Source organism: Salipaludibacillus sp. CF4.18 (genome assembly GCF_051262595.1).
In the GTDB taxonomy this organism is placed as follows: domain Bacteria; phylum Bacillota; class Bacilli; order Bacillales; family Salisediminibacteriaceae; genus Salipaludibacillus; species Salipaludibacillus neizhouensis.
In genome coordinates this window covers 75,618-94,203 of sequence record NZ_JBIMEV010000002.1, presented here as the reverse complement: position 1 = coordinate 94,203, position 18,586 = coordinate 75,618, and the positions used below count along the sequence as shown (strand labels likewise).

The 18,586-nt window shown below is 36.3% G+C and carries 18 protein-coding genes; 6 read left to right on the top strand and 12 right to left on the bottom strand.

What is annotated here, in order from left to right:
- Positions 1-10: 10 nt before the first annotated feature.
- The 3 genes from ACHABW_RS02240 to ACHABW_RS02230 are packed head-to-tail and all read right to left on the bottom strand — an operon-like array spanning position 11 to position 2,535.
- Positions 11-856, bottom strand: coding sequence for a metal ABC transporter permease (locus ACHABW_RS02240; protein ID WP_435753853.1), 846 nt, complete (start codon positions 854-856; stop codon positions 11-13).
- A 30-nt stretch (positions 857-886) separates the two neighbouring features.
- A complete protein-coding gene (locus ACHABW_RS02235) occupies positions 887-1,714 on the bottom strand; it encodes a metal ABC transporter permease (protein ID WP_110936658.1) in 828 nt (275 codons plus the stop codon).
- A complete protein-coding gene (locus tag ACHABW_RS02230; RefSeq protein ID WP_110936659.1) occupies positions 1,711-2,535 on the bottom strand; it encodes a metal ABC transporter ATP-binding protein in 825 nt (274 codons plus the stop codon). The genes ACHABW_RS02235 and ACHABW_RS02230 overlap by 4 nt, the downstream gene beginning before the upstream one ends.
- A 169-nt stretch (positions 2,536-2,704) precedes the next feature.
- On the opposite strand from ACHABW_RS02230, the gene ACHABW_RS02225 reads away from it, so the two are divergent.
- Both ACHABW_RS02225 and ACHABW_RS02220 read left to right on the top strand, forming a co-directional pair.
- The gene (locus ACHABW_RS02225; RefSeq protein WP_435753852.1) at positions 2,705-4,240 is read left to right on the top strand and encodes a Ppx/GppA phosphatase family protein; all 1,536 of its coding nucleotides are present in this window, start codon (positions 2,705-2,707) and stop codon (positions 4,238-4,240) included.
- 18 nt (positions 4,241-4,258) lie between these two features.
- Positions 4,259-6,361: an RNA degradosome polyphosphate kinase gene (locus tag ACHABW_RS02220; RefSeq protein WP_435753851.1), complete on the top strand. Its 2,103-nt coding sequence runs from the start codon at positions 4,259-4,261 to the stop codon at positions 6,359-6,361.
- Positions 6,362-6,615: 254 nt separating this feature from the next.
- On the opposite strand, the gene ACHABW_RS02215 is transcribed toward ACHABW_RS02220, so the two are convergent.
- Positions 6,616-7,326 carry a lytic transglycosylase domain-containing protein gene (locus tag ACHABW_RS02215; protein ID WP_435753850.1) on the bottom strand — a complete coding sequence of 237 codons (711 nt, stop codon included), beginning with the start codon at positions 7,324-7,326 and terminating at the stop codon, positions 6,616-6,618.
- A 310-nt stretch (positions 7,327-7,636) separates the two neighbouring features.
- Here ACHABW_RS02215 and ACHABW_RS02210 point away from each other — a divergent pair, with 310 nt between their 5' ends.
- Positions 7,637-7,900 carry a DUF2624 family protein gene (locus ACHABW_RS02210; protein ID WP_183040880.1) on the top strand — a complete coding sequence of 88 codons (264 nt, stop codon included), beginning with the start codon at positions 7,637-7,639 and terminating at the stop codon, positions 7,898-7,900.
- A 235-nt stretch (positions 7,901-8,135) separates the two neighbouring features.
- On the opposite strand, the gene ACHABW_RS02205 is transcribed toward ACHABW_RS02210, so the two are convergent.
- Together ACHABW_RS02205 and ACHABW_RS02200 are read right to left on the bottom strand one after the other, a co-directional pair.
- Positions 8,136-9,035: a deoxyribonuclease IV gene (locus ACHABW_RS02205; RefSeq protein ID WP_435753849.1), complete on the bottom strand. Its 900-nt coding sequence runs from the start codon at positions 9,033-9,035 to the stop codon at positions 8,136-8,138.
- A 145-nt stretch (positions 9,036-9,180) separates the two neighbouring features.
- Positions 9,181-10,482, bottom strand: a complete 1,302-nt coding sequence (locus tag ACHABW_RS02200; RefSeq protein WP_110936664.1) for a DEAD/DEAH box helicase — start codon at positions 10,480-10,482, stop codon at positions 9,181-9,183.
- A 278-nt stretch (positions 10,483-10,760) separates the two neighbouring features.
- Here ACHABW_RS02200 and vrrA point away from each other — a divergent pair, with 278 nt between their 5' ends.
- The 3 genes from vrrA (at position 10,761) to ACHABW_RS02185 (ending at position 13,215) form a co-directional block, all read left to right on the top strand.
- Complete coding sequence (vrrA, locus tag ACHABW_RS02195; RefSeq protein WP_435753848.1) at positions 10,761-11,321, top strand: VrrA/YqfQ family protein; 561 nt, start codon at positions 10,761-10,763, stop codon at positions 11,319-11,321.
- 175 nt (positions 11,322-11,496) lie between these two features.
- Positions 11,497-11,994, top strand: a complete 498-nt coding sequence (locus ACHABW_RS02190) for a CarD family transcriptional regulator (RefSeq protein WP_110936666.1) — start codon at positions 11,497-11,499, stop codon at positions 11,992-11,994.
- 261 nt (positions 11,995-12,255) lie between these two features.
- Entirely contained in the window at positions 12,256-13,215 is a 960-nt protein-coding gene (locus tag ACHABW_RS02185; protein WP_435753847.1) for a 4-hydroxy-3-methylbut-2-enyl diphosphate reductase, read from the top strand.
- Between the two features lie 116 nt (positions 13,216-13,331).
- Here the strand turns inward: ACHABW_RS02185 and ACHABW_RS02180 are convergent, their stop codons facing one another.
- From ACHABW_RS02180 to rpoD, 6 genes are all read right to left on the bottom strand, one after another.
- On the bottom strand, positions 13,332-14,453 hold the full coding sequence (locus ACHABW_RS02180; RefSeq protein ID WP_435753972.1) for a Nif3-like dinuclear metal center hexameric protein: 1,122 nt from the start codon (positions 14,451-14,453) through the stop codon (positions 13,332-13,334).
- A complete protein-coding gene (locus ACHABW_RS02175) occupies positions 14,447-15,151 on the bottom strand; it encodes a tRNA (adenine(22)-N(1))-methyltransferase (RefSeq protein WP_435753846.1) in 705 nt (234 codons plus the stop codon). Before ACHABW_RS02175 ends, ACHABW_RS02180 begins: the two co-directional genes overlap by 7 nt.
- Positions 15,152-15,271: 120 nt before the next feature.
- The gene (locus ACHABW_RS02170) at positions 15,272-15,643 is read right to left on the bottom strand and encodes a c-type cytochrome (RefSeq protein WP_110936669.1); all 372 of its coding nucleotides are present in this window, start codon (positions 15,641-15,643) and stop codon (positions 15,272-15,274) included.
- 133 nt (positions 15,644-15,776) lie between these two features.
- Entirely contained in the window at positions 15,777-16,505 is a 729-nt protein-coding gene (locus ACHABW_RS02165) for a glycerophosphodiester phosphodiesterase (RefSeq protein WP_435753845.1), read from the bottom strand.
- A gap of 15 nt (positions 16,506-16,520) precedes the next feature.
- Entirely contained in the window at positions 16,521-17,084 is a 564-nt protein-coding gene (locus tag ACHABW_RS02160; RefSeq protein ID WP_435753844.1) for a hypothetical protein, read from the bottom strand.
- 341 nt (positions 17,085-17,425) lie between these two features.
- A complete protein-coding gene (rpoD, locus tag ACHABW_RS02155) occupies positions 17,426-18,541 on the bottom strand; it encodes an RNA polymerase sigma factor RpoD (protein ID WP_110936672.1) in 1,116 nt (371 codons plus the stop codon).
- Positions 18,542-18,586: the final 45 nt, after the last annotated feature.

The following is an 18,586-nucleotide window of genomic DNA, read 5'->3' as shown; positions in this document are numbered from 1 at the left end:
CCCTTAGAAATTAAACCGTTTTCCTCAAACGTACAATTATTCGTTGGACAACGATAGATACTACAAGTATGGTAACTCCGCAAACAACGATCATTCCACCGGTAGCTATATTTAAATAATAAGAAGTGACAATTCCACCTATTACAGAGATCTCTCCAAATAGAATACCAAAGAATATTACTTGGCGAAAGCTTTTTGCAAACTGAATACTTGCCGCAACAGGCAGTGTAACCATTGCACCTACAAGCAATATCCCTACAACTTTTATAGACATAGTAATCACCAGTGCAATGAGTAGAGAGAATAAAAAGTTTATTTTTTTAACTGAGATCCCCGAAGTGACAGCAAATTCCTGGTCAAAAGAAATAGATAATAATTCTTTGTAAAACCCTGCTAAAATAACAACGGTCACTATGCCAGTGATGACAATGAAAAACAAGTCGGATAAAGTGACTGTAACAATACTTCCAAAAAGATAACTGTACCATTCTGTATAACTGCTTTGTACTAAACTAATTAAAATTGCACTCATACCGATCCCCGTTGAAAGAATAATCGGAATAGCCAACTCTTGAAAATCCTTGTAAATCTGCCTAAGTTTCTCGACTAGGAGCGAACCGGCCAATGAAAATAAGAGTCCGGTATATAAGGGATTGACGGGTCCTAACCAAAAAGCACTCTGACTCATGAATATCCCCGCTGTAATACCAGTGAGGGTAATATGAGAGAGCCCTTCTGAAATAATCGTCATACTTCTTACAAGCAAAAAGGCTCCGATTAATGGACTTAAAAATCCTATAATAATACCAGCGATCACACCTCGTTCTAAAAATGTTAATTGCTCTAATATTTCCAACCTTCTCACCTTACTTCTTTTTTATAATGCCTAACGTTTTTTGGTCAGTGTGATAGAAACAAGCAGGATAAGTACATTAACCATAACAATAGTCCCTCCCGGTGCTAAATCGAGATGAAAGGCACTAATGAGACCTGTTAGTACTGAAATTTCACCAAATAGAATGGCATAGAAAAACATTTGTTTAAAGCCTCTTGCCCACCTCATTGCAGCAGCTACTGGTAAAGTCATTAATGCAGAAACAAGTAATATACCTACTATTTGCATCGAAATACCTATAACCAGCGCTACCATAATCATAAACAGAAAATGGAGCGTTCTTCTAGGAATCCCGGAAATAACTGCTTGTTCTTCATCGAAGCTTAAAAAGAACCACTCCTTATAGAACAAAATTAACAATGCTGTCACAATAATTGTAACGATGATGACAACATAAAAATCCTGTTTGTTAATTGCTATAACACTTCCAAACAAGTAATTAAATAAGTCATTATTAAAGCCATTGGCAAGTGAAATAAACACAACACCTATACCGATCCCCGTTGACAATATAATAGGAATCGCCAATTCTTTATAGAATTTATAGACATTTCTTAAACGTTCAATAAAAATAGAACCTGTAACCGAAAAAGCTATTCCCATATATACCGGATTAAGTGCTGCAAATAATGGATAATGCCTTCCAAGCAATAAACTAAACGCTATTCCAGTCAAAGTAATATGAGATAAAGCATCCGCCATTAAAGAAAGACGGCGTACTACAATAAATACTCCAAGAAATGGTGCTAAAAAACCAATCATTAAACTTGTATACAAAGAGTACATTAAAAAATCATACTGAAAAAAAACGTCAATCATTGCTTATCTCTCCATACATCATCGTGGTCATGGTCATGATGATGGTGATCATGTTCATGATTGTGTTCTAATAGATTAACATCATGACCATACATCGCTGACATCATTTCTTCTTTTTTATTTTCAAATGTTTCTTTGTTTCCATGAAAATGAAGACATTTATTTAAGCAGGCAACCTCTGTGACATATTCAGACATGGCACCTATATCATGAGTAACGAGCACCAAAGTAATCCCTTTTTCATTATTAAGCTTTTTCAGCATCGTATAAAAGTTCCGTACTGATTTAGCATCCACACCAACTGTCGGTTCATCTAAAATAAGTAAATCAGGATCACTTACCAGCGCACGTGCTATAAATACTCTTTGCTGCTGCCCCCCCGATAATTGACCAATATTCTCAGATAAATACTCTTCCATCCCGACTTGCTTCACTGCTTCATACACCTTTTGTTTGTACTTCTTTGTCATGAAGCGAAATAAACCTATTTTACCGAACAACCCCATTGAAACTACTTCAAAAACAGTTGCCGGAAAACCACTGTTGAAACTGTTTGCCTTCTGAGAAACAAAGCCTATTCGACTCCAACTGTCGAACTTGTTAATCTCTTCCCCAAATAATTTCACTGTTCCCTCGTTAGGTTTTAACAGTCCTAATATACTTTTAATTAATGTAGATTTACCTGATCCGTTTGGTCCAACTATTCCTAAGAAAGACCCTTGAGGTATTTTTAAGTGAATGCCTTCCAAGACATTTCTTTGATTGTAAGCAAATGAAACCCCTTCTACATCAATCGCTAATGGGTGTCTTTCTTTTTTCATGTTGATCCTCCAATGTTTATGATCAGAATCATTCCGATTTAACTACTCACAAAAGTATACATGAGCCTGCTAAATTTGTAAATCATTTGAGATGTGTCGTATCTTAACAGTTTCTCGCATTTTATGTCTTTCCCCTATATACTATAGGTATAGTTATAAGGAGGCATTAATGATGAAAGCAGAGCAGATTGGAATCATCGATATGGGCTCAAACTCCATTCGATTTGTTGTTTACGATATTAATGAAAAGGCTTGCTATAAAGAGATTCAAAACTTAAAGGTTGTCGCAAGATTAAGTAGTTATATCACAAAAGAAGGCATCATGTCGAAAGAAGGCATTGATATCATTATTAAAACGTTACATAAATTTGAAGAAGTTCTTGCAGATTATAGTATTTCCCGTGTAAAAGGAGTAGCAACTGCGGCAATTAGAAATTCTAAGAATAAACAAGAAATTCTAAAAGCTATGAGAAAATACTCCAGTTTTGATATAAAAATACTTTCTGAAGAAGAAGAAGCCTATTACGGGTATTTAGCAGTCACAAATTCCACACAATTAGAAGAAGGAATTACGATTGATATCGGTGGTGGCAGTACGGAAATAACGTATTTTAAAGATCGGCTTCTTCAGCATTCCCACAGTTTTCCTTTTGGGGCGATTACATTAAAAAACCAATTTGTTGCTGGAAGTACCCCAACTAAAGAAGAGTGGACAAAATTAACATCATTTTTAAAAGAATCCTACTCTTCCCTTCCTTGGCTTCAGGACAAAAGTGTTCCTGTTATAGGTATTGGGGGTAGTGCGAGAAATCTCGCCCTCGTCCATCAAAATATAATTTCTTATCCTTTATCCGGGCTTCATCAATATCAGATGTCAACAGTCGATGTCACATCTGTTCAGAGCAAACTTTCTGGTCTACCCCTCAGCAAAAGGGAAAAGGTAGATGGTTTATCCAAAGATCGTGCTGATATCATTCTGCCTGCCATAGCTGCCATAGAAGAACTTCTTTATCATGTGAGAGCAGATGAGTTTGTGGTCAGTAATAAAGGCTTAAGAGATGGCATTTTTTACAAACTTTTTTTGGAACCACTGAATACTAGTCACTTTCCAAACGTTACCGAGGAAAACTTTTATCAATTATCGATAAACTATAGTTTAAACATAACGAAGCATAAAAATATTGCTGTCCTTTCCAGTTTCCTTGTCCATGAATTGCTTCATCACGAGCTCATTTCTCTAACATCTGAAGATTTAGATCTTATGAAATGGTCTGCCAAAGTGTTTTATATAGGGAGTTCTATTCACCCAGAGGCTAAAAGTCAACACACCTTCTATTTATTGACAAACCAAGCAATAGACGGTCTTTCTCACATGGATCGGCTAGCAGTGGCCTTTATTTCTTCCTTCCAATCTAAATCTAGCTTAAAACAATTTGCAAAACCTTTTAGTCATTGGATAAAGAAAGAAGAAATATCTAAGTATGAATTACTTGGAGCTATTCTTAAGTTTTCTTACGGGCTGAATGCGTCCGATAGAAATGTTATTAAAAAAATAAAAGTATCATTTGTTCATAAAAGAACCATTGGTTTGAATATTTTTCACACAGACGATCCATTCTTTGAAGAATTTAATGCAACGAAATATAAGAAACATCTTGAACGCGTATTGAATAAATCAATTCAGTTAACGTTTGTGCCTATTTAACTTTTTAGGAGGTCTGCTATGAAAAATAAATCCAAACGACAAGCAGTGAATTTAGACGATCCTCTATACTATAATAACCGCGAATTAAGCTGGTTATATTTCAACAAAAGAGTATTGGAGGAAGCATCTGATACACGTAACCCATTATTAGAAAGATTGAAGTTCCTCGCAATTTTTGGAACAAATCTAGATGAGTTTTTCATGGTACGGGTAGCAGGCCTAAAAGATCAACTAAAGTTAGGATTTAACAAGTTAGATAGTATCTCTGGAATGACACCTAATCAGCAATTACAAAAAATTAGTCAACAAAGCCGTCGACTCGTTAAATCACATGATCAACTCTTTAAAGACACGTTGAAACCAATACTCAAAGGGGAAGGTATACAGTTTTTCTATATAGAAGATTTAAACGCTACTCAATACAACTTTGTATCGAACCATTTCAAAAACTATATTTTCCCTGTACTTACTCCTATGGCTATTGATGCTTACCGTCCTTTTCCGATACTCCTTAACAAAAGTCTTAACCTAGCCGTTTTATTAGAGGACAACTCTTCCGACACATCTGCCAGATTAGCAATTGTACAAGTCCCTGCTGTTTTAAACCGAACACTTAACATTCCTTCCTCTAACAAAAATAAAGGGTTTGTGATGCTTGAAGAGGTTATTAGCTATTTTATCAAAGAACTATTTCAAGGTAATAAAGTTCATTCTGTATCTCCTTTCAGAATTACAAGAAATGCTGATTTAACCATTCAAGAAGAGAGTGCAAGTGATTTATTAGGTGAAATTGAGAAGGAATTGAAAAAGCGTAAGTGGGGCTCTGCAGTAAGATTGGAAATCCAAAAAGGAAACATGGACAAGAAAGTATTGCTTTTTTTATTAAAAGTTCTGGAGTTAAAGCAAGATGATGTTTATGAAGTCGAGGGCTCTATAGATCTTTCGTTCTTGTTAAATTTTTACGATCAGGAATCCACATACTTTGAACATCTTGTATATAAAAAATTGTTCCCTCAGTATCCTGAAGGTTTATCAATGGATGACGATATATTTGATGTTGTAGATAAAAAAGATTTATTTTTCCATCATCCCTATGAATCATTTCAACCTATTGTCGACATGATTGCTCAAGCGGCTACAGACGACCGAGTTCTTGCTATTAAACAAACTCTCTATCGTGTTAGCGGAGATTCCCCAATTATAAAATCGTTAGCAAAAGCAGCGAAATACGGAAAACAAGTCACCGTTTTAGTCGAAATAAAAGCAAGATTTGATGAGCAAAAAAACATTCAATGGGCGAAAAAGTTAGAAAAAGCAGGTTGCCACGTCATTTATGGCCTGACAGGATTAAAAACGCACAGCAAGATCACGCTTATTATTACGAAAAAAAATGAAAAAATTCAAAGATATGTTCACCTTGGTACTGGTAACTACAACGATACTACCGCCAAATTTTATACGGATATGGGAATTTTCACTTCAAAGGAATCGTTTGGAGAAGATGCTACCAATTTTTTTAACGTACTAAGCGGATACAGTGAAAATCCTTCTTGGCGGGAATTAGTTCTCGCTCCTTTTGAAATGAGAGATACTTTTGTAGAGATGATTCATCGCGAAATTATCGAACATGAGAAAAACTCTGACGGGCGTATCATCGCTAAAATGAATTCCTTAACCGATAAACCCATTATTATAAAACTTTATGAAGCAAGCCAAGCAGGGGTGAAAATTGATTTAATTGTACGAGGAATATGTTGTTTGAAACCTGGGATTAAAAATGTAAGCGAAAACATTCGGGTAATCAGTATTGTTGATCGTTTTCTCGAGCATAGTCGTGTTTTCTACTTTCATCAGAATGGAGCAGATAAAATATTTCTTTCGTCTGCTGATTGGATGACAAGGAATATGGAAAAACGCATTGAACTTCTTTTCCCTGTTTATGAAGATCGAGCTAAAAAACGAATTAAAGAAGTTTTGGAAACAACTTTATTAGACAATAAAAAGGCTCGTTCTCTTCAAACTGATGGCAGCTATTGCTATGTAGACAACAAAGAAACGAGAAACATTCAGAGCCAACATATTATCTATCAGCTAGCGGCTAAGAATAATACTACTAGATAGAAAAGTGAACCGCCTTGCGTATAAGAATAGCGGCAAAGCGGTCTTTTATTATACAGCGTCAGCTTCCACCGCCCCGAGTAGCACCTACGCAGTGCGTGTAGGTGCTACTTGAAAGGATGTTGGTTTCCCTTGATACGTGTGGTGTGAAGGTAGCTGCCAATTTTATAAATTCTTATCTTGGAACAAAAAGGATGTCTCGTTAGCTCAAAGTTTGAACTAACGAGACATCCCCTTTTATTAAAATTTATATGTTACTAATCATAAGCCAAAAGTTCTGTAATTTCAGCATTCTCCTGTATTTCCACAGCATACTCACTTTTGGCATGCCCATTTTCATCTTTATAATTTTCTAAGCCAGTCATTCCTCGATGGTAAGCAGTTAAAGCATGGTTCCAATCGCCATATTCGTTATGCAGAAATTCTAAGTAAACGACAGATAATTGTATGGAAAAGTGCGGATCAAATAATTTCTCATCATCATATGGAAGATCTGCCATATCTGCTATCCAAGGACCAGTATTTTTCATAAATTGTGCTAACCCATAAGCATGCCCATACTTTGTTTCAGGACCTACTAACGACGGGTCAAACTGCCCTCCAGTCTCTATCTTTAAGAGTTCATAAACAATATAGGGGTCAACATTTCTCTTTTGAGATTCAAGTGCTAATAAAGTCCCCCATTCTCTTTTAAAGAGTTTATTGCTATCATCATACAACTGATCAGCTACGTGACGCGCTTCGCCCCATCCGTCATATTCACTTGCATCATAATCATCTGGCAGCTGCTCAAAAAAAGCTTCCATTCTTTCCAATTCTAAATTGACTAGCGGTTCTCGCTGTTCTACTTTTTCAAGTTTCAATTCTTCAATTGATTTTTGAGTAGTCGAATACTCGCGGCCTAAAATAATTGAAGCTCCAACGAGGACAACAATTGTAATGATCATTATAATCATTTGATTGCGCATTGTTTGTTCCTCCTTCATAAAATAACTACAAATTAGCATAATAAACGTTTTACACACAAGTTGCAACTTATTACACTCATTTACTAGTACCCTTAATAGTAGAATTGCAAACAACAGCTATTTATGTTTTGAATATAAAAGGGTGATCAGGATCCTGATCACCCTACAAACGATAGCTGTGAAAACAAAAAATCCATTTCCCAGTCTTCAACTGCAATTAAACATGATTATTGCACATTTCTCCTAAATTAACATATTTTAAATAATCTTAAGTTAATCATATCTGTTTACTACAGTAGGAGGTAATACATTGAATCCGTTTATAAAAGATGTTGTTAATCAAAAAATCAAAAATCTAACAGCTAAAGAACTTATTCGTATGGGACGTCAAGAAGGCATTTCACTCACAGTGAAAGAAGCTAACCAAATTCTTTCCATTTTACACGCACAACCATTTGATATTAGTAATAAAAACCAGGTAAATAATATTAAAGCACAATTAAAACAAAAATATCCCCAGCTCTATCAGCAGGGAATACTTTTGTTGAAACCGTATGAACATTATTTAGAGTAAGATAATACTTCCCTTCAAAAGCTTTTAAAGAGTGTTGGACAGGTAGGAAGAAAAACATGTTCAATACTTTTTTTATTTCAGCTGTTTCATATATTAGCGTTGATCGAAGAAACGAAGGCTGTGACTACAGTAGCAAAAAAAATAGCGAAAAACCCCTCAGGAAGACTTTTTCGCAGAGGCTGAAGTCGTTTCCCGCAGAAAACAGCCAACAGGCTTTTTAATCCAGGTCATTAGTTCACGAATTAGTTATTACTAACAATTCCTCTTTTAGTGAAGGATTAAAAGTTTGAGCTTTTAACATTTCTATTTCTTTTTGATAAGGAGCTTTTTTATTTTTTTTATCTGTTCCTACATAAGGTGTCTCTAATATCTTAGGAACTTCCTTTAGTGCATCATGGAAAATAACTCGTTCTAGCGTTTCAAATCCAATATGGCCAAAACCAATATTTTCATGACGGTCTTTACTGGCTCCTTTAATATTTTTACTATCATTCACGTGGAGTACCTTTAGTCGATCTAACCCGATGATCCGATCGAATTCTGCTAGTACAGCATCTAGATCATTCACTATATCATAGCCCGCATCATGTACGTGACACGTATCAAAACAAACGGAGAGTTGTTGATTGTGAGTCACTCCGTCTATAATTTTAGCTAATTCTTCAAAAGACCGACCACATTCAGTTCCTTTTCCTGCCATTGTTTCTAAAGCTATTTGCACGTCTTGATCCGGATCTAAAACCTCATTTAATCCTTCAATAATTTTTTTAATCCCTTCATCAGGACCTGCACCAACATGAGCGCCTGGATGAAGTACGATCTGTTTTGCACCTAGTGCTTCTGTACGATCAATCTCACTTTTAAGGAAATCGACTCCTAATCGGAAAGTTTCCGGCTTAGTTGTATTTGCAATATTAATAATGTAAGGTGCATGCACAACGATATTAGAGATATTATTGGCTTTCATATGTGCTTGACCTGCTTCTATATTCAAGTCTTCAATTGCTTTTCTACGGGTATTCTGTGGCGCTCCTGTATAAACCATAAATGTCGTTGCACCATATGAAGCAGCCTCTTCACTGGCTCCTAACAGCATTTTTTTACCACTCATTGAAACATGAGATCCTAGTAACATCTTATTTTCCCCCTTCAAATCTAACGAGATAATACTGAAAACGTACTTTTTTATATGTAGTGAAGCTTAAAGTCCCAGTAATAAGAACTTACCACTCTTCCGGAAACCAAATTAATATGTCTGGGATGAGTGGTAAGAAATTTTTTTATTTTTTCCGGTTCAGTCTTCGTTGTCGTGTTGCATCTCTTTCCATTTGTTGTTTTGCTTTCTTCTTATAGCCTGGTTTTACTTTTTTAGGAAGTTTAATTTTTGCGTTGGCACCCTTATCATCAGACTTTACTGATCTGTTTTGTACCTGAAATGATCTCTTTTCGATCGTAGTCCATTCATCTTTTTTCAGTTCTGTATACTTAAAATTAATTTTCTGTTTTTCTAGTCTTTCAATACTATTCTGATCATCTCTTCCATAAAGGGTAATGGCAATACCATCCCACCCGGCACGAGCTGTTCTTCCTACTCGGTGAACGTAATATTCTAATTCTTTAGGAATTTCATAATTTATAATATGACTAATTCCTTTGATGTCAATTCCTCTGGCCACTAAATCAGTTGCGACCAAATATTGAATTTCAGCATCTTGCAATTTTTTTAATACTTTTTTACGATTCCGAGCAGGAACACCGCCGTGAATACAATCAACATTCAAGCCTTCTTTTTGCAAGCGGCTGAATACTTTGTTCGCTGAGTCTTTTGTGTTAGTAAAAATAATCGCCAGAAAAGGATTAACCTTTTTTGCTATTCTCACAAGTAAGTCTTCACGGTCTCGATCTCGATCCGGCACGAGCCAATGTTCCATGCGAGTTGGAGAAGCACCTTTTGCTTCCACTTCAATTTGCTTTGGATTCTTCATATATTTTTGCAGGAAAGGCTTTAACTTTTCAGGAATTGTTGCTGAAAAAACTAGAAGCTGAAGATCCTCACCTAATCGAGATGCAATGAGATCCACATCTTCAATGAAGCCCATATCAAGCATTTGATCCGCTTCATCAACGACAAAGGTTTTTATGGCGGATGGTTTTAACGCCTGCTGGTTTAACATATCTAAAATTCTTCCTGGTGTACCTATGATGACATGCGGTTGATTTTTAACTTTTTCAATCATACGCAGACGATCTGTCCCACCAACTACTAATGATGTCGTAATTGGATCTTCACTCGTTTGACTATATGAAGTAAAAACTTCGTATAGCTGTGTGGCTAATTCTCTAGTTGGAGCTGCAATAATATGTTGGGTGGTTTTTGATGCAGGATCTACATTGTGAAGTATTGGCAATAGAAAAGCTAATGTTTTTCCTGTGCCTGTATGTGATCTTCCAATGACATCTTGTCCATTCTTTATTGCTGGTATGAGGCGTTCTTGAATTTCAGTAGGTAAATTTATCCCATTATCCTTCAAGGCTTCAATAAGAAAGCTCTTTAATTCAAATCGTTCAAAATTATGTTTCATCTTACTCCTTCTTTCTCTTTTCGTCTTTATACAAAACGAATCGGCTAAGCTAATTACCTATTTTATCATGAAAACAATCGTGAATGCTAGTTCTAAAGAAGACTTTACTTGTTATCTCCTCAAGATTAATTCGTTTCTTCTTCCCCTCTATGTCTAAATCCAAAATACATTACATATTTTGCGTACCTTATTCTATTTTATGAGAATAACGCCCAAACAACTTTTGATGGTTTGCATATGACTAATAAGAGAAGAATTTGCACGAAAGGATGATATTCATGTTTGGCCCTCCACCATATCAACAATTTCAACCACCTTCTAATCCGGGCTTTAATCTTTTTCAACCTGGTCCTTTCACCGGTGGCGCGCCTCAAGCCCCACCCGCTGCTGCTGCATCAGGTGGAAAGGGATTTTTATCTAAATTACTCGGTGGGAAAGCTGCTGCTGCTGCTGCACCTGCCGTTACCGGCGCTCCTTCTGTTGCAAGCGGGATGAATATTGGTCAAATGCTAGGTTATGCTCAACATGCTCAACACGTTATTAAAACTGTTCAAACAGTAGGACCAATCGTTCAACAATATGGTCCCCTTCTAAAGTCTTTACCCGCTTTACTTGCTGTATTAAAATCAAATACGGATGATGCCGAAGACTCTTCCACTTCAGAAGAACCTGCTGATCCTTCAGAGGAAGATAAAGAATCAACTTCATCGAAATCTAAAGCCTCACCCGCTATTGAAAAAAAGGTGAAGAAACAAGTTCCTGTGCCGAAAAAAATCACTCCTAAGAAAAAAGTATCTACATTCCAATCCGAACCGTCAAAACCAAAACTTTATGTATAGTGTTTTACTGGAAATTTACCTACATCGTCTGACACGATGTAGCATACATAGTAAGGAATATTTTATCACATTTCCTCGAATCTTTTTATTGACTAATCGGAATTAACATAGTAAAATTTTTATTTTAAATTATTTTGTGCTATAATAGAAATATTATTGTATTGGAGGAATGTCTATGTTTAAAGTGGGAGACAGTGTCGTTTACCCTTACCATGGGGCAGGGCAAATTAAAGACATGGAAGAAAAAGATATTCTTGGTGAAAAACTAACGTACTATGTTGTTTATTTCCCTTTGAATCACGTAACATTAATGCTTCCAGAAAAGCGTATTCAAGAATCCGGTTTAAGGAAAATCATTGAAACTACCCAGCTTGAAGAACTGGCAGTAGCTTTAAAAACCTGCGAAGTCCCCGTTAAAAAAGAGGCAGCTCGTCCATATTCAAAGGAAAATGAAACACTTCTGAAAACCGGTAGTATTTTAGATGCTGCAAGCGTCATTGCAAACTTAACTTCAAAAGAGGGCGAACGAAACAACGGCCTTCATATGGAAGATCGTAAAAATTTAGATCGCGCTAAACAATTTATCGCCAGTGAATTAATGCTTGTTAATGATATTAGTGAAGAAGAAGCATTAAGCTTTATAAATGAAAATTCCCAGTCACAAGGTGCTTAACAGTTGTTATGTCAAATGAATAGCATTTTAAGAGGGCACTGAAAAAGTCGTTTTTAACTTTTTCAGTGCCCTCTTTTTGCAATTAAAGAAACCTTCACGTGTTATTTATTACCTCCCTTCGCCTTTCTAACCCCTATCTCTTTGATTGTTTTCCAAAGACACAAGCTTTATAATGAGATAGTGAAGTTAGTATAATGGTTACTAGCTGAGAATTGAATTTAAAGAGAAAAATGATATTTGTATTATAGAGGAGGATTTCTCATGGAAGTCATTAAAATATCTCCACGAGGTTATTGCTATGGAGTGGTAGATGCTATGGCTCTGGCCAGACAAGCCGCAGATAATCTGGATTTACCTAGACCTATCTACATTCTGGGTATGATCGTTCATAATAAACATGTTACAGATGCTTTTGAGGTTGATGGTGTTATTACACTTGATGGTTCTAACCGTTTAGAAATACTAAAACAGGTAGAAAAAGGGACAGTTATTTTTACAGCTCACGGTGTTTCTCCTGAGGTAAGAGAGTTAGCAAAGAAAAAGGGGCTTACTACTATTGACGCTACCTGTCCGGATGTAACAGTGACTCACGACCTTATTCGTAATAAAAAAGATGAAGGATACGAATTCATCTATATAGGAAAGAACGGTCATCCAGAACCAGAAGGGGCTATTGGCGTTGCTCCTGATGTTGTTCATCTTGTAGAATCCGTCAAAGATGTAGAAAATTTAGAACTTAACAATGATAAGATACTTGTTACAAATCAGACAACAATGAGTCAATGGGACGTCTCCCATGTGATAAATGCGGCAATTAAAAAGTATCCTCATGCAGAAGTTCACAATGAAATATGTCTAGCCACTCAGGTACGTCAAGAGGCTGTCGCCAAGCAAGCTGGTGAAGCTGATCTACTTATCGTGGTCGGTGATCCGAAAAGTAACAACTCGAATCGCCTTGCTCAAGTTTCCAAAGATATTGCAGACACACCATCTCACCGCATTAGCCATGTAAATGAAATTCACTTGGAATGGCTAAAAGGCATTGATAAAGTTGCTGTCACTTCTGGAGCAAGTACACCCACACCTATTACAAAAGAGGTTATTACTTTTCTGCAAAACTTTGATGAGGATGACCCACACACTTGGGATACTACTAGTATGGTGAAATTAACTAAAATTCTTCCAAAGATTAAAAAGAAGAAAAAAATTCAAAAAGTATAGTATTTTAAGAAGAAGGCCGCCAAAATATTTTTGGTGGCCTTCGCTCTAGTCTAGAACCTGCCTAGAGCGGATTCAAGTTTCTAAATTATATCAACTCTTTATAAGTAACACTCTTTCTACAAAAATCGGAAAGGATCGGTATGAACATTAGAACTAATAACCTCTGTATCATATTTCTTATCTCTAAGAAAAAGTTCTACTTTTTTCCGTACCCCTTCTTTCATAATTTTTTCTACATTATGTCCAGGGTCTACCATCGCTAACCCTTCTACCATCGCATCGTGAGCCACGTGATAGTATAGATCCCCGGTCACATAAACATCCGCACCTTGCCTTATTGCCTGGAAAGTGTATTTGTTTCCATCACCACCAAGAACAGCTACTTTTTTAACTTTCCGATTTCCTTCACCAACCACACGAAGACCCTTTACGTCAAAAGCAAGCTTCACTTTCTCCGCGAATTCATCTAACGTTAACTCATTTTCCAAATAACCAATTCTTCCTAAACCCAAGGGTTCTCCAGGAGAAGCTATTTGATATAGATCATAGGCAACTTCCTCATAGGGATGTGCTTTGGTCATCGCTTGGATTACTTTTTTTTGCTGAGATGCATGGTACACCGTTTCTATTTTTATTTCATCCACAAATGCCATTTTACCTTTTTCGCCGATGAAAGGATCCGTTCCTTCCTCAGGTTTAAAAGCACCCGTGCCTAGTGAGTTAAAGGTGCAGTGACTATAGTTACCTATATATCCCGCTCCTGCTCCTCCAAGCGCTTGTCTTACGTTATCAGCCTGCTCTTCAGGAACAAACACAACAAGCTTCATTAATGGATCCGTATCTGTCTCGACGAGTACACGAAGGTCAGTTAGTTCTAATGCATCTGCCATCATGTCATTTACACCACCTGGTGCTACATCCAGGTTTGTGTGAGCAGCGTAGACAGTGATATTATGTTTAATAAGTTTTTCAATTGTCCTTCCATACCCAGTATCAGTGCGCAGAGCTTTAATAGGTTTGAATATAACAGGGTGATGAGCAATGATTAAGTCAACATCATTATCAATAGCTTCATCAACCACTGTCTCCAAGACATCTAATGCTACCATTACTTTTTTTATCGGTTTATTTAACGTGCCTACCTGTAAACCGACCTTATCACCTTCAACAGCATAAGATTTTGGTGAAAATTGTTCAAATGACTGAATAATCGTTTGGCCATTCGCTAACTTCACGATAATTCCTCCTTGATCCATTGTAATCTTTTTGAAATTTCATTCATTTTTTCTTCTTTATTTGTTTCTTTTTTTGCTTGTTGAATTTGTGATCTCACGTGTTCTAATTTTAACTCTTCCCTTATCCATTTCTTTTGAAAAGTAGAATTTTTATTTTTCAATAAACAAGGTCCCATCCAGAGTTCTTTTTCTAAGTTGTCGCTATACATTGCAGAAGGTTTACCTGGCTCTGCAACAATTATTTCATAAATATGCTCATCTTCTTCTACCATTTCTTCTGCTATCAAACTCCACTGATGTTGATAGAGCCATTTTCTAATATGATTAGCAGCTACATTTGGTTGTAAAACCAGTCGTTTTACATTCACTAATTGTTGTTTGCCTTCATCTAAAATGGAAGTTATTAATGGTCCGCCCATGCCCGCTATCACAACAGTATCGACATTTTCCCCTTCAAGAACTTCCAGTCCACTACCTAACTTCGCTGTAATTTTTGACGATAATTCATGTTTGTTAATTAGAGATCTTGCTGAGCTCAACGGTCCTTCATTTACTTCTCCGGCAATGGCCGTTTTACACTTTTGGTTTTGCACCAAAAATACAGGTAAATAAGCATGATCTGTGCCGATATCTGCTACAGTGTCTCCAATCACGTATCCACCAACAGTATGTAATCGTATCGAAAGATTTTGTTCATTCATAAAAATCACCTTAGCTCCTATGTTAATACTGGTTCAATGCATTTTAAAAAATAATAATGTTTTTGAACTTCCTTTTATATGACAAAAAGAAGGATACATGATCCTTCTTTTACTAATTAATTATTCAGATTCAGCCATAATAAATTCAGCTACAGCATCAGCTTCTTCTCCTGCTACTAGTCCATCAGGCATATTACCCGGACCTTCTGCAATTGCAGCCAGAACATCATCGTGCGAAAGATTTCCGCCATTTAATGGTGGACCTGACGCACCACTCAAGTCTCCGCCGTGACAACCTGCACAGGTACCTTCAAAAATATTTTCTCCTAATTCCACAGGACTTGCAAATTCTTCTTCCGCAGCGTTTTCATTGCCTTCACCATTTTCGGATGCAATATCCTCCTGATTAATACCAACAAACGATAAAACAATGATTAAACCGATCCCTAGAAATGCAGTTAATGCGAAAGGGAATAGTGGTTTTCCTCTCATCTGTATGTACCTCCCTTATTATATACTAAGATAATTAATTTTAAACGCTTCACATCGCAAAGCTCTATTATATTGTATATGAAAAACTAACAATAGAAAAGTAAAATATCTATTTCCATCACATTTGATATTTTTATCGATCGGATAACCCAAAATCCTCCGTCATAGCCCGAGGATCGTCTGTAATAATAGCATCAACCCCACATAGTTTACATATTTTAGCTTCTCGTATCGTTTTGATGTTATAAACCCTCACCGGAACATTTTTTTTACTCCATCTCCGATAATATCTTATCGACTGAAAGCTATGTCGTATGTGTATGCCATCCGCTTTTATTTTCTGTGCATAATTTGGTCCTCTGAAAATTGGAGTTTTCGTCAACAAAGCCGTTTCGATTTCAGGAGCTTGTTTTTTTATTTCGGCTATATACGGATGATAGAATGTTGAAATAATGACGGAATGAGTAACGCCATGTTGTAGAATTTCATTTACACAACTTTTCACAAATAAATGGTGATTATCAGATTGCTGCTTCAATTCAACATGTAGCTTTAAGGAATGATCTTTTGACCAATTTAGTACTTCAGCAAAAGAAGGAATCTTCTCTCCTCTAAATGATTCTTTAAAACTACTTCCTGCATCAAATTGTTTTAACTCTTGTAATGTAAAAGAACGAACAGCACCACTTCCATTTGTAGTCCTGTTAATTGTTGAATCATGAATAACGACCGGGATATTATCTTTAGACCATTGAATATCGAACTCTATTCCTTTTATAGGGTATTTTACAGCTGACATAAAGGCAGCCAGCGTATTCTCAGGGGTGTAACGATTGTTTCCTCTATGCGCAATAATGTCCATCGCTAAAACTCCTTTCTATATTCCTTGACCAACTACTAGTGCGATAAATAATAGTATCCCAGTTCCTCCTGCGATATATAAATAATGATAACGAAATCTCCACCCAACAATAATCCATACAATACATAACAGGACTATTCCCGTCCCCAAAGCAAATAAATTATCTAGGAAAAATTCCTCTACAGTTACAATGAGTAATATAAAAGAAATAAATGTCGAAAGAACAACGAAAAGATGTGAAATTGGTTTACTTTTGTTATTGTAGTTCCTTGCCCCTATTATCCCGAGAATTAGAAAACCTCCTAATCCACTTAATTGCACCACTGATGAAAATTGTACGAAAAAAATGATGGCAAGAAGAATAGTAATGATAACTATCATAGTTAAAAAACTGACGATAACTTTACGACTATTTTTAAGGATTGCCTTGATTGCAGTTGACCTGTTCTCATTTTCTTCCTGGAGTTCTCCTTCTGTATATAAACTAAGCAAAAAACGGCAATATGTTTCTGGTAACAATTTATTTTCTTGCCACTTTTTTATTTCGTTTATAATAATATCATTTTTACTCTCCTCCATATAAAGCACCTTTCTCCCTAATTAGGCATATTTTAAATCATTACAATAATCATTCTATTATGTATCTTTGACAGATAACCATGTGATGCACCTAACGTAAAGCTTAGTTTATACTCTCTTATAGGTGCTACTGCTACACTATTTTATTATATCGTCTATTTTATTTTATGTATAATGAAGTTCATAATAAAAACGCACAGCGTCTTTTATTAAAAACAACGTGACCTTTCGCTGCCATTTATTTAACAAAGATAGCTGTTTTCTGTACTTTCTTACTATAAAATAAAAGCTTGAAAGAGGAAAACCTCTCCCAAGCTATATGGTCGTTTAAATATTGATGTTTATTCGAGAAAATCCTTCAGACGTTTACTTCTGCTTGGATGGCGCAATTTACGTAATGCTTTTGCCTCAATTTGTCGAATTCGTTCCCGAGTAACCCCAAATACTTTTCCTACTTCTTCTAAAGTACGGGTTCTGCCATCATCTAGGCCAAATCGTAGGCGTAATACATTCTCTTCACGGTCTGTGAGTGTATCAAGAACGTCTTCTAGCTGTTCTTTTAACAATTCATAGGCTGCAGCATCAGCTGGTGCTAGAGCTTCCTGGTCCTCAATAAAGTCGCCTAAATGTGAATCATCCTCTTCCCCGATAGGAGTCTCTAGAGATACCGGTTCTTGAGCTATTTTCAATATTTCTCTAACTTTATCTGGTGTTAACTCCATCTCTTTAGATACTTCCTCAGGTGTTGGCTCTCGACCTAGATCCTGTAGAAGTTGTCGTTGCACACGAATAAGCTTATTTATTGTTTCTACCATGTGTACTGGAATTCTAATGGTTCTTGCCTGGTCAGCAATCGCCCGGGTAATCGCTTGTCTAATCCACCAAGTAGCATACGTACTGAATTTAAAACCTTTGTCATAGTCAAACTTCTCCACAGCTTTAATCAAGCCCATGTTTCCTTCTTGAATTAAATCAAGGAAAAGCATACCTCGACCAACATAACGCTTAGCTATACTTACAACTAGACGAAGGTTTGCTTCGGCTAATCGCCGCTTCGCTTCCTCGTCACCGTCTTCAATCTTTTTAGCTAACTCAATTTCTTCTGCTGCAGATAATAATGGAACACGTCCAATTTCTTTTAAATACATGCGGACGGGATCATTAATTTTAATACCTGGTGGTACACTTAAATCATTTAAATCAAAAGAATCCTCCTTCTCCACTTGCTGGAGACTTGGTACATTCTCGTTATCATTTATGATTTCTACTCCTTGTTCTCCAAGGTATTCGAAAAATTCATCCATTTGATCAGAGTCTTGATCAAATGCACCTAATCTCTCTGTAATTTCGGCGTAGGTTAATGTTCCTCGCTTTTTTCCTTGTTCTACTAATTGTTCCTTAACCTGATCGATGGTAAGATCACCTTCCGCCAATGGACGAATTGGTTTATCAGCCATACGACCCCTCCTTCCTGAAGTTCACAACAAATACTAAAATTATTG

Coding starts and splice junctions, on each gene's coding strand:
- ACHABW_RS02200 (WP_110936664.1), bottom strand. CDS start 10,482: ATGAAACATAATTTTGAACGATTTGAATTAAAGAGCTTTCTTATTGAA.
- ACHABW_RS02235 (WP_110936658.1), bottom strand. CDS start 1,714: ATGATTGACGTTTTTTTTCAGTATGATTTTTTAATGTACTCTTTGTAT.
- vrrA (WP_435753848.1), top strand. CDS start 10,761: ATGTTTGGCCCTCCACCATATCAACAATTTCAACCACCTTCTAATCCG.
- ACHABW_RS02160 (WP_435753844.1), bottom strand. CDS start 17,084: ATGGAGGAGAGTAAAAATGATATTATTATAAACGAAATAAAAAAGTGG.
- ACHABW_RS02170 (WP_110936669.1), bottom strand. CDS start 15,643: ATGAGAGGAAAACCACTATTCCCTTTCGCATTAACTGCATTTCTAGGG.
- rpoD (WP_110936672.1), bottom strand. CDS start 18,541: ATGGCTGATAAACCAATTCGTCCATTGGCGGAAGGTGATCTTACCATC.
- ACHABW_RS02220 (WP_435753851.1), top strand. CDS start 4,259: ATGAAAAATAAATCCAAACGACAAGCAGTGAATTTAGACGATCCTCTA.
- ACHABW_RS02190 (WP_110936666.1), top strand. CDS start 11,497: ATGTTTAAAGTGGGAGACAGTGTCGTTTACCCTTACCATGGGGCAGGG.
- ACHABW_RS02215 (WP_435753850.1), bottom strand. CDS start 7,326: ATGCGCAATCAAATGATTATAATGATCATTACAATTGTTGTCCTCGTT.
- ACHABW_RS02230 (WP_110936659.1), bottom strand. CDS start 2,535: ATGAAAAAAGAAAGACACCCATTAGCGATTGATGTAGAAGGGGTTTCA.
- ACHABW_RS02175 (WP_435753846.1), bottom strand. CDS start 15,151: ATGAATGAACAAAATCTTTCGATACGATTACATACTGTTGGTGGATAC.
- ACHABW_RS02185 (WP_435753847.1), top strand. CDS start 12,256: ATGGAAGTCATTAAAATATCTCCACGAGGTTATTGCTATGGAGTGGTA.
- ACHABW_RS02225 (WP_435753852.1), top strand. CDS start 2,705: ATGATGAAAGCAGAGCAGATTGGAATCATCGATATGGGCTCAAACTCC.
- ACHABW_RS02165 (WP_435753845.1), bottom strand. CDS start 16,505: ATGGACATTATTGCGCATAGAGGAAACAATCGTTACACCCCTGAGAAT.
- ACHABW_RS02205 (WP_435753849.1), bottom strand. CDS start 9,035: ATGTTACTAGGATCTCATGTTTCAATGAGTGGTAAAAAAATGCTGTTA.